At 71.0% G+C, this 9,476-nt stretch carries 12 protein-coding genes; 8 read left to right on the top strand and 4 right to left on the bottom strand.

Annotated elements, in window-relative coordinates; translation table 11 throughout:
- Window positions 1-175 precede the first annotated feature (175 nt).
- From pstC to pstB, 3 genes are read left to right on the top strand one after another with little or no spacing between them, the layout of a single operon-like run.
- Window positions 176-1,183, top strand: coding sequence for a phosphate ABC transporter permease subunit PstC (gene pstC, locus AB0G63_RS24175; protein ID WP_360753773.1), 1,008 nt, complete (start codon window positions 176-178; stop codon window positions 1,181-1,183).
- On the top strand, window positions 1,180-2,241 hold the full coding sequence (pstA, locus tag AB0G63_RS24170; protein WP_360753770.1) for a phosphate ABC transporter permease PstA: 1,062 nt from the start codon (window positions 1,180-1,182) through the stop codon (window positions 2,239-2,241). The genes pstC and pstA overlap by 4 nt, the downstream gene beginning before the upstream one ends.
- Before the next feature lie 43 nt (window positions 2,242-2,284).
- A complete protein-coding gene (pstB, locus tag AB0G63_RS24165) occupies window positions 2,285-3,061 on the top strand; it encodes a phosphate ABC transporter ATP-binding protein PstB (protein WP_360753768.1) in 777 nt (258 codons plus the stop codon).
- A gap of 154 nt (window positions 3,062-3,215) precedes the next feature.
- Here pstB and AB0G63_RS24160 read toward each other — a convergent pair whose 3' ends face one another.
- Both AB0G63_RS24160 and AB0G63_RS24155 read right to left on the bottom strand, forming a co-directional pair.
- Window positions 3,216-4,214 carry an inorganic phosphate transporter gene (locus tag AB0G63_RS24160; RefSeq protein WP_360753766.1) on the bottom strand — a complete coding sequence of 333 codons (999 nt, stop codon included), beginning with the start codon at window positions 4,212-4,214 and terminating at the stop codon, window positions 3,216-3,218.
- Window positions 4,215-4,221: 7 nt separating this feature from the next.
- Window positions 4,222-4,842, bottom strand: coding sequence for a DUF47 family protein (locus AB0G63_RS24155; protein WP_324784452.1), 621 nt, complete (start codon window positions 4,840-4,842; stop codon window positions 4,222-4,224).
- Window positions 4,843-5,033: 191 nt separating this feature from the next.
- Here AB0G63_RS24155 and AB0G63_RS24150 point away from each other — a divergent pair, with 191 nt between their 5' ends.
- The gene (locus AB0G63_RS24150; RefSeq protein ID WP_360753762.1) at window positions 5,034-5,372 is read left to right on the top strand and encodes a metal-sensitive transcriptional regulator; all 339 of its coding nucleotides are present in this window, start codon (window positions 5,034-5,036) and stop codon (window positions 5,370-5,372) included.
- Window positions 5,373-5,393: 21 nt separating this feature from the next.
- Here the strand turns inward: AB0G63_RS24150 and AB0G63_RS24145 are convergent, their stop codons facing one another.
- Together AB0G63_RS24145 and AB0G63_RS24140 are read right to left on the bottom strand one after the other, a co-directional pair.
- The gene (locus AB0G63_RS24145; RefSeq protein ID WP_324784450.1) at window positions 5,394-5,576 is read right to left on the bottom strand and encodes a hypothetical protein; all 183 of its coding nucleotides are present in this window, start codon (window positions 5,574-5,576) and stop codon (window positions 5,394-5,396) included.
- A gap of 94 nt (window positions 5,577-5,670) precedes the next feature.
- A complete protein-coding gene (locus tag AB0G63_RS24140) occupies window positions 5,671-6,513 on the bottom strand; it encodes a hypothetical protein (RefSeq protein WP_360753759.1) in 843 nt (280 codons plus the stop codon).
- Window positions 6,514-6,633: 120 nt separating this feature from the next.
- On the opposite strand from AB0G63_RS24140, the gene AB0G63_RS24135 reads away from it, so the two are divergent.
- The 4 genes from AB0G63_RS24135 (at window position 6,634) to AB0G63_RS24120 (ending at window position 9,476) form a co-directional block, all read left to right on the top strand.
- A complete protein-coding gene (locus AB0G63_RS24135) occupies window positions 6,634-6,789 on the top strand; it encodes a hypothetical protein (RefSeq protein WP_360753757.1) in 156 nt (51 codons plus the stop codon).
- Window positions 6,790-7,105: 316 nt separating this feature from the next.
- Window positions 7,106-8,728, top strand: a complete 1,623-nt coding sequence (locus AB0G63_RS24130; RefSeq protein WP_360753754.1) for an ATP-binding protein — start codon at window positions 7,106-7,108, stop codon at window positions 8,726-8,728.
- Window positions 8,725-9,132 carry a roadblock/LC7 domain-containing protein gene (locus tag AB0G63_RS24125; protein WP_324784447.1) on the top strand — a complete coding sequence of 136 codons (408 nt, stop codon included), beginning with the start codon at window positions 8,725-8,727 and terminating at the stop codon, window positions 9,130-9,132. The genes AB0G63_RS24130 and AB0G63_RS24125 overlap by 4 nt, the downstream gene beginning before the upstream one ends.
- Window positions 9,129-9,476, top strand: coding sequence for a DUF742 domain-containing protein (locus AB0G63_RS24120; RefSeq protein ID WP_324784446.1), 348 nt, complete (start codon window positions 9,129-9,131; stop codon window positions 9,474-9,476). Before AB0G63_RS24125 ends, AB0G63_RS24120 begins: the two co-directional genes overlap by 4 nt.

Raw genomic sequence — 9,476 nt, 5'->3', positions numbered from 1 at the left:
GGTTGCGCTTATTGGCGCCCCCCCACCCTCGTGGGCGTGTGCTTAGGCGGGGGCGGCCCGGCCCGGTCACCCGGGCCGGACCGCACCGTCCGGTGCACCGCCGCCAGGAGCCGCACACCGAGTACGGCTCCGCAGAGCCGCACATCGCGTGCGGGTCCGCAGACCGGAGAACCCGATGGACATAACCACACAGAACACCCAGGCACCTCCTCCCGTATCCCAGCAGAACGAGGCCGAGCAGAAGCGCGCGGCCCGCGCCGCCACCCGGCCCGGTGACCGGATCTTCCTCGGTCTGTCCCGTGGGTCGGGCATCCTGCTGCTGGTGATCATGGCCGCGATCGCGGTCTTCCTCACCTACCGGGCCACCCTCGCGATCAGCAAGGACGAGGGCAACTTCCTCACCACCTTCGAGTGGAACACCAACCTGATCCCGCCGAAGTTCGGCATCGCCGTGCTGGCGTTCGGCACGGTGGTCTCCTCGGTCATCGCGATGGCGCTCGCGGTGCCGATCGCGGTCGCCATCGCGCTGTTCCTCACGCACTACGCCCCGCGCCGGCTGCGCAACCCGATCGCCTACGTGATCGACCTGCTCGCCGCCGTGCCGTCCATCGTCTACGGCCTGTGGGGCGCGCTGATCCTCGTCCCGAACATGAACGGCCTCTTCGGCTGGCTGAACGACTTCTTCGGCTGGACCGGAGTCTTCTCCTGGGACGGCGGCGCCCCCCGCTCGATGCTCACCGTGGGCATCCTGCTCGCGATCATGATCCTGCCGATCATCACCAATGTGAGCCGCGAGGTCTTCCGCCAGGTCCCGCAGATGCACGAGGAGGCGGCCCTCGCCCTCGGCGCCACGCGCTGGGAGGTGGTCCGCATGGCCGTGTTGCCCTTCGGCCGCTCCGGTGTGATCTCCGCCTCGATGCTCGGCCTCGGCCGCGCGCTCGGCGAGACGATGGCCGTCGCCACCGTGCTCTCCCCGGACTTCCTGATCCACGGCAGCCTGCTCAACCCGGGCGGCGGCACCTTCGCCCAGAACATCGCCTCCAAGTTCGGTGAGGCGACGGAGCAGGGCCGGGACGCGCTCATCGCCTCCGGTCTGGTCCTGTTCGTCATCACCCTGCTGGTCAACGGCGCGGCGCGCATGATCATCGCCCGCCGCAAGGAGTACTCGGGGGCCAACGCATGAGCCACGCCGCCATCGCCGACAAGCGCCCCAGCACCCTGCGCGGCGCCAGCCTGCCGAAGTGGTTCCCGTGGGCGGTCGCCGCCGGGTCGGCCGCCGTCGGCATCGGCATCAGCGCCGCCGCCGGACTGCACAGCAGCATCCAGTGGGCCCTGATCGCCGCGATCCTCTTCGTCCTCGGCACGTACAGCATCGCCGCCCGCGTCGAGGGCCGCCGCCAGGCCAAGGACCGCATCGCCACCGCCCTGGTCTGGGTGGCCTTCCTGCTCGCCGTGGTGCCGCTGGTCTCCCTGGTGTGGACGACCCTCTCCCGCGGGGTGAAGGTCCTCGACGTCTACTTCCTGACCCACTCCATGGGCGTCGTCACCGACGCCGAGCCCGGCGGCGGCATCTACCACGCCATCGTCGGCAGCCTGGAGCAGGTCGGCCTCGCCACCCTGATGGCCGCGCCGATCGGCATCCTCACCGCGATCTACCTGGTCGAGTACGGGCGCGGCAACCTCGCCCGCGCCGTCACCTTCTTCGTCGACGTGATGACCGGCATCCCGTCGATCGTCGCCGGTCTGTTCATCCTCAGCCTCATGCTGATCTTCGACATGCAGCCGTTCGGCTTCGCCGGCTCGCTGGCGCTGGCCATCCTGATGATGCCGGTGGTCGTGCGCTCCACCGAGGAGATGCTCAAGCTCGTCCCGAACGAGCTGCGCGAGGCGTCCCTCGCGCTCGGCATCCCGAAGTGGCGCACCATCCTGAAGGTCGTCCTGCCGACCTCGATCGGCGGCATCACGACCGGCGTCATGCTGGCGATCGCCCGTATCGCGGGCGAGACCGCGCCGGTGCTGCTGCTGGTGTGGGGCAACTCGTTCATCAACACGAACCCCTTCGAGGGCGCGCAGCAGGCGCTGCCGCTCTACATCTACCAGCAGTACGCCAACAGCTCGGGTTCGACGGCGGCGTACGACAGGGCGTGGGCGGCCTCGCTCACGCTGATCGCCTTCGTGATGATCCTCAACCTGGTGGCCCGCGGCATCGCCCGCTGGAAGGCCCCGCAGACCGGTCGCTGACGCGGCCAACCGGCGACTGAAGACTGATGGAAGTGAAGTAGTCATGGCCAAGCGAATCGACGTGAGCGGGCTCACCGCCTACTACGGCTCCCACAAGGCGATCGAGGACATCTCGATGACGGTCGAACCGCGTTCGGTGACGGCCTTCATCGGCCCCTCCGGCTGCGGCAAGTCGACGTTCCTGCGCACCCTCAACCGGATGCACGAGGTCACCTCGGGCGGCCGCGTCGAGGGCAAGGTGATGCTGGACGACGAGGACCTGTACGGCGCCGGCGTCGACCCGGTGTCGGTGCGCCGCGAGGTCGGCATGGTGTTCCAGCGCCCGAACCCGTTCCCCACGATGTCGATCTTCGACAACGTGGCCGCGGGCCTGCGCCTGAACGGCAGCCACAAGAAGAGCGAGCTGAACGACGTCGTCGAGAAGTCGCTCAAGGGCGCCAACCTCTGGAACGAGGTCAAGGACCGCCTCAACAAGCCCGGTTCGGGCCTGTCCGGCGGTCAGCAGCAGCGTCTGTGCATCGCCCGCGCGATCGCGGTCGAGCCGAAGGTGCTGCTGATGGACGAGCCCTGCTCGGCCCTCGACCCGATCTCCACCCTCGCCATCGAGGACCTGATCGGCGAGCTGAAGGAGCGCTTCACGATCGTCATCGTGACGCACAACATGCAGCAGGCGGCGCGCGTCTCGGACCGTACGGCCTTCTTCAACCTCTCGGCCGTCGGCCAGCCCGGCAGGCTGATCGAGATCGACGACACCGAGCGCATCTTCTCCAACCCGTCCGTCCAGGCGACCGAGGACTACATCTCCGGCCGCTTCGGCTAGACCGGCCCGGCAGGCCGCCACCGAGGCCGCCACCGAGACGCCTCGCGGTGCTGCATGGCGGTGCCACCGTGAGGACGATGAAGGGCCCGCCCCCGGCAGGGGGGCGGGCCCGCGTCGTCGGTGCGGTTCCGGCCTAAGACGGCGACGGCGCCGCTCACAGGACGGCGAGGTCGATGAGTGCGAAGGCGCCCGCCGCCACCAGCGCGGCCGCCGGCATGGTGATGAACCAGCCCATGACGATGTTCTTGGCGACGCCCCAGCGCACGGCGTTCACGCGCTTCGTGGCGCCGACGCCCATGATGGCCGAGGTGATCACGTGGGTCGTCGAGATCGGGGCCTTGAACAGGAACGCGGTGGTGAACATGATCGACGCGCCGGTGGTCTCCGCGGCGAAGCCCTGCGGCGGGTCCAGTTCGATGATCTTCCGGCCCAGGGTGCGCATGATGCGCCAGCCGCCCGCGTAGGTGCCCAGGGACAGCATCAGGGCGCAGACGATCTTCACCCACACCGGGATCGGGTCGCCGAACGTCTCGTGGCCGGAAATGACCAGTGCCATCACCACGACGCCCATGGTCTTCTGCGCGTCCTGCAGACCGTGACCGAGGGCCATGCCGGCCGCCGAGACGGTCTGCGCTATGCGGAAGCCGCGCTTGGCCTTGTGCGGGTTGGTCCCGCGGAAGATCCACATGATCGTGGCCATGACCAGGTAGCCGACGACCAGGCCGACCACCGGGGACAGGAACATCGGGATGACGACCTTGTCCAGGACGCCGTTCCAGTGCACGGTCGTGCTGCCCGCGAGCGCCGCGCCCACCATGCCGCCGAACAGCGCGTGGGACGAGGAGGAGGGCAGGCCGAAGTACCAGGTGATCAGGTTCCAGGTGATCGCGCCGACGAGCGCGGCGAACAGGATGCCCATCCCCTTGGAGCCTTCGGGCGTCGCGATCAGCCCCTCGCTGACGGTCTTGGCGACCCCGCTGCCGAGGAAGGCGCCGGCGAGGTTCATCACCGCGGCCATGGCGAGGGCGGCCCGCGGGGTCAGCGCCCGCGTCGACACGGACGTAGCGATCGCGTTCGCCGAGTCGTGGAAGCCGTTGGTGTACGTGAAGAAGAGCGCGACCGCGATGGTCACGACCAGGGCGAGGGTGTCCATGAGGGGCTCAGGACTCCTTGACGGCGATGGTCTCCACCGTGTTCGCCACGTGCTCGAACGCGTCGGCGGCCTCTTCCAGCACGTCGACGATCTGCTTGAGCTTGAGCACCTCGATGGCCTCGTACTTGCCGTTGAAGAGGTGGGCCAGCAGCTTGCGGTGGATCTGGTCGGCCTGGTTCTCGAGGCGGTTGACCTCGATCCAGTACTCGGTCAGGTTGTCCATCGTGCGCAGGTTCGGCATGGCCTCGGCGGTGAGCTCCGCCGCCCGCGCCAGCACCTCGATCTGCTGCTCGACGCCCTTCGGCAGTTCCTCGATGTTGTAGAGGACGACCAGGTCGACGGCCTCCTCCATGAAGTCCATGATGTCGTCGAGGGAGGAGGCGAGGGAGTAGATGTCCTCGCGGTCGAAGGGCGTGATGAAGGAGGAGTTCAACTGGTGGAAGATCGCGTGGGTGGCGTCGTCACCGGCGTGTTCCGCGGCCCGCATACGCTCTGCGATCTCGGCCCGGGCGGAGGTGTCCGCCCCGAGCAGTTCCATCAGGAGCTTCGAGCCCGTGACGATGTTGTCCGCGGAAGCGGCGAACATGTCGTAGAAGCTCGTCTCCCTGGGGGTCAGACGAAAGCGCACAAGGGGTCCTCGGGGTGCATCGGTTTCGGTCAGGCTGATGCTAAGTGCATCATCCGGCCACGACTACGGGCCGTCCCCAGTGTCGCCCATCGGACATAGTGATCAGCAAGGGGGCGGACCAAGACCCGTTTACCCGCGAAATTCGGTATCATATACCCGCCAGGGGTATATCCGTCGAACGGGAGGACGCGATGACGACCACTGAGGCCGGCGCGGCGGCGCCTTCCGGCGACGGCGGGCATCCGGTCACGCACGGTTACCACAAGCAGAAGGACGAGCACCTCAAGCGCCTGCGCCGCATCGAGGGGCAGATCCGCGGCCTGCAGCGGATGGTCGACGAGGACGTCTACTGCATCGACATACTGACCCAGGTCTCCGCCTCCACCAAGGCGCTGCAGTCCTTCGCCCTGCAACTGCTGGAGGAGCACCTGCGCCACTGCGTCGCGGACGCGGCCCTGCGGGGCGGTGACGAGATCGACGCGAAGGTGGAGGAGGCGACGAAGGCGATCACCCGGCTGCTGCGCACCTGAGCGGACCGGCCGGGACGCGCGTCACCCGCCGCAGGCGGCGTCGCGTTCCTCGGTGACCCGCAGCACCTCGTCGATGCTCTCCAGGCTGAGCCGGTCCTCGCCCGTGGCGGAGGCCGCGATGATCAGCTCGCCGCACAGCTCGATCTCGGCGAGGGCCACGTGGTCCTGAACCGCCCCACCGCCGACCGGAGCCACGTGCGTCACCTCTTCTCTGCCGTCACCGGCTTCCTAGAGTAGGGAGCGGCCTACGCACCGCGCATGGCACGGACGGGCTAGTTCTCACGTCCCTCGCGCCTCCTCACGCGGGACCCCGCTCCTCGGCGATCTTGCCGGCGTAGATGTCCCGGGACTTCGGCAGACGCACCTCGGCCGGGGCCCCGAAGCCGTACAGCAGCGTCGTCGAGGACACCGCGACGGTGCCCCGCCGCTGCGCGTTGACGAAGCTGAACCGGTGCCGGACCTTGCGGACGCGGCCCTCGTCGTCGAGGTAGACGTCGAACGGCACCTCGGCGGTGGCGAACCCCTTCGCGGCCGCCGCGAGCGCGGCGCGCACCCCGCGCGGGGCGCCCTTCGCCGCCGCGGCGAGGTCGGCGGTGCCCCGGTAGTGCCGCACCGCGATCCCGGCGACCTCGGTGCGGCCCAGGTAGGCCGCCGTGCGCGTGCCGCGCAGCAGCTCCGCCGCGGCGTACGGGTCGGTGGCGCCGCCGGTCACCAGGTTCCCGTCGGAGAGCGTCGCGGTGTCCACCCGCACCCATTTGTCGGCGGGCACGCCGGCGCCCCGGTTCTTCATGAACAGCGCGCCGGGCGCGAGGAGTTCGGTGATCGGCCGGTGCGGGGTGGCGCCGGCCGGGTCCGCCGGCAGCTGCAGCGTCAGCCGGCCGAGCCGCCTGCGGAAGTCGTACACGCCCTCGCCGCGGATGGTGACACGGGTGCCGCCGGTGGCCATCTCCATCGACGTACGGGCCTTCGAACTGCCCGCGTCCACCAGGGTGTCGGCGGAGCGCCGCACGACTGCGGCCGGGTCGGCCGCGGCCGCGCCGTCCGCGGCGGCGCCGGTGCCCGCGCAGCCGCTCGCCCCCACGCACGCCCAGACCACGAGCCCGGCCGCCACGACCGTCCGCCTGTGCTGCAGCTCCCCCATCGCCTGCCTACCCCCAGCCGGTGCGTGCGTCTCGGGCCTCCTGTCGTCCGGTTAACGACGAGTAGGGAAGCCCGTCACGCGTGCGGTGGCCGTTCACCTCGGCTGGGTAACGTTGTCGGTGTGGCGCAGCAGGAACATCGCACGACGACCGTCGACCAGGGCCGTTTCTGTGTCGCCCGGTGCAGCTGCGGCTGGCGCGGCCCGGCCCGCAGAGCCCGCAGCCTGGCCCGCACGGACGCCGAAGGGCACGCGGAGACGGCGGGCGACTCGTCCTAGCGGAGGCCGCAGGGGTGTCGAGGGGGTGGCGCCGCGCGAACCGGCGGATCCGGCGGGCGCCGTTCGTCCTGTCCGCGAGACGTTTGGCCCGGCAGGGCGCCGCCGTTCTGTCTCCGTGTTCCGCGACGGGGCCTTCCGCCGGCCACCTGCCGCCGGCGAATCCCCGGGCGGAATTACTCGGGCACAACCCTCACCTTTTGATCACGAACTCTCGTATAGTGACGCCCGGTTAGCCTCTGCCTACAGTTTCTGGCCAATTCCCTTTCATGGACGATACGAGGGCCGCGCCCGCAGCGGCCGCCCGAGGACCTGATTGATGACCGCGCCCGCCGCCCCCAGCGCCCCGTCCCCCCGGCGCACCGTCCTTCCCGTCACCCTGCTCACCGCGGCCGTGGCCGCCGTTGCCGTCGTCTGGGCCGTCTCCGCGGCGCCCTCCTCCGTGCGGGTGCCCCTCGGCTGGTGCTCGGCGGTCGCCGCGGTGGTGCTGTGCGCGGCGGTGGCCGTCGCCGCCCGTGAGCGGCAGGCGGCCCGGGCGGCCCGTGCCCGGCTGCGGGCGATGGACTCCGAACGGGACCGCGCCGCCCAGGAGCAGGAACGTCTCGCCGCCCGGTGGCGCCAGGAACAGCAACGGCTCGTCGACGCGGCGGCTGCCGAACGCGCCCGCCTGCGGGAGGAGTTCGCCCGGGAGCGGGCGCACCTGGCGCAGCAGAGCGACGCCGAGCACGCCCGGCTGGCGGAGGAGGCGCGCCGGCTCTCCGCACGGCTGGACCGTGCCGTCGCCGAGCGTGCCGCGGCGATCTCCGCGACCGCCAACACGGCGGCCCGGATGCAGGCGCTGGCCACCGGCATGCTCGCCGACCTGCGCGCCATGGAGGAGCGGCACAGCGACGAGGACGTGCTGACCGACCTGCTGCACCTGGACCACCGCACCGCGCAGGCGGGCCGGCTCGCCGACTCGATCGCCGTGCTCACGGGCGCGCGTACCGGCCGGCGCTGGGCACGTCCCATCCGCATGGAGTCCATCCTGCGCGGCGCGATGGGCCGGATCAGCGGCTACCAGCGCGTCCGGCTGCACTCCGCGAGCGACGCGGCGGTCGCCGGTCACGCGGCGGAGGGCGTCATGCACGCCCTGGCGGAGCTGCTGGACAACGCCGCCAACTTCTCGCCGCCGAACGCCGAGGTCCACGTCTACGTCGAGGAGGTCCCGGCGGGCGTCATCGTCTCCGTCGAGGACAGCGGTCTCGTCATGAGCGACGTCCAGCTGCGCAGGGCGGAGCACGCCGTGTCCGGCGACTCGGCCGACCTCGGCGGACTCACGGGCACCCGGCTGGGCCTCGCCGTCGTCGGCCGCCTGTCGCGCAAGTACGGCCTCAAGGTGTCCTTCCGGCCGTCCGCCCGTGGCGGCACCGGTGTGCTGATGCTCGTTCCGCAGGAGATCCTCACCAACGCCGCCGTCGAGCCGCGGCCCGCCCCGGCGGAGCGCCCGGCCGCCGTGCCCCCGCGCACCGCGCGGCAGCCGATCGTCCACTCCGCCGCCGACGACGCCCCGGCCCCGGCCCCGGCCCGCACCCCAGCCGCTCCCGTCTCCGCTCCCGTCTCCGCTCCGGTCCACGAGACCCCGGACCGGACGGGGGACGAGCCCCCCACGGAGCTGCCCAAGCGGCGCCGCGGGCGCACCCTCGCCGCCGCCGAACGCGCGCGGTCGGCGTCCCGCTCCGTCGAACGGCCCGCGGGCGCCGCCGAGGACATCAGGACCAGGGCCGCCCGGTTCGGCGACTTCCGCCAGGCCGTACGCGCGGCCGGTCCGGAGGCCACCGCCGGCCCGAACGCGGGCCGGCCGCACCCCGACGCCCCGGCCATGCCGTCCGCATCCGCCGAGACGGCGTCCGACAGACCGTTCCACTCGCATGCGCACCCGGAAGGCGACACCACCTCATGACCGGCACGACCACCGCGGACGAGAAGCTCACATGGCTCATCGAGGGGCTCCTGGAACGCACCCCCGGCGCACGGCACGCGCTCGTGCTGTCCCGTGACGGGCTGAAGCTGTGCCGCACCCCGGAACTGACGGTCGACCAGGCCGACCAGCTCGCCGCCATCGCGGCCGGGATCCAGTCCCTCTCGCACGGCGCCTCGGTCGAGTTCGGCGACGGCAGCGGAGGCGTGCGCACGTCGATGACCGAGTTCTACGGCGGGACGCTCTTCATCGTCGAGGCCGGTGAAGGCGCGCACCTCGCGGTGGTCACCACCGAGGAGGCCGACCCCGGACTGGTCGGGCACAACATGAGCGAGCTGGTGGAACAACTCGGCGAGCACCTGACGGCTCAGCCCCGAAGCTCATGAGCCGGCCCGGCAGGGACGACGCCCCCGACCGGCTGTACACCATCACCCAGGGACGCAGCCGATCCGGGCCGGACAGTCCGTTCGACCTGGTCACCCTGGTGGTCGCCGAGTGCGATCCCACCCCCGGAATGCAGTCGGAGCACGCGGCGATCCTTCGGATGGCGCAGGCCCCCACCGCCGTGGTGGAGATCTCCGCGGAGCTCAGGCTCCCGGTGAGCATCACCAAGATCCTGTTGTCCGACCTTCTCGCCGCAGGCCGTGTCAGCGCTCGCCATCCCCGCAGGTCGGTCCTGCCCGACCCCGACATTCTGGAACAGGTGCTCGTTGGACTCCGCAATCTCTGA

Origin of the sequence: Streptomyces sp. NPDC020996, from assembly GCF_040641355.1 — a bacterium.
GTDB lineage: Bacteria > Actinomycetota > Actinomycetes > Streptomycetales > Streptomycetaceae > Streptomyces.
The sequence above is the reverse complement of the archived record's forward strand: the minus strand, read 5'-3'. Positions and strand labels throughout refer to the sequence as shown.

Bases quoted from the DNA above. Each gene is read 5' to 3' on its own strand.
- AB0G63_RS24125 (WP_324784447.1), top strand. From the start codon at position 8,725: ATGACCGGCACGACCACCGCGGACGAGAAGCTCACATGGCTCATCGAG.
- AB0G63_RS24150 (WP_360753762.1), top strand. From the start codon at position 5,034: ATGACGACCACTGAGGCCGGCGCGGCGGCGCCTTCCGGCGACGGCGGG.
- pstC (WP_360753773.1), top strand. From the start codon at position 176: ATGGACATAACCACACAGAACACCCAGGCACCTCCTCCCGTATCCCAG.
- pstA (WP_360753770.1), top strand. From the start codon at position 1,180: ATGAGCCACGCCGCCATCGCCGACAAGCGCCCCAGCACCCTGCGCGGC.
- AB0G63_RS24120 (WP_324784446.1), top strand. From the start codon at position 9,129: ATGAGCCGGCCCGGCAGGGACGACGCCCCCGACCGGCTGTACACCATC.
- pstB (WP_360753768.1), top strand. From the start codon at position 2,285: ATGGCCAAGCGAATCGACGTGAGCGGGCTCACCGCCTACTACGGCTCC.
- AB0G63_RS24140 (WP_360753759.1), bottom strand. From the start codon at position 6,513: ATGGGGGAGCTGCAGCACAGGCGGACGGTCGTGGCGGCCGGGCTCGTG.
- AB0G63_RS24160 (WP_360753766.1), bottom strand. From the start codon at position 4,214: ATGGACACCCTCGCCCTGGTCGTGACCATCGCGGTCGCGCTCTTCTTC.
- AB0G63_RS24130 (WP_360753754.1), top strand. From the start codon at position 7,106: ATGACCGCGCCCGCCGCCCCCAGCGCCCCGTCCCCCCGGCGCACCGTC.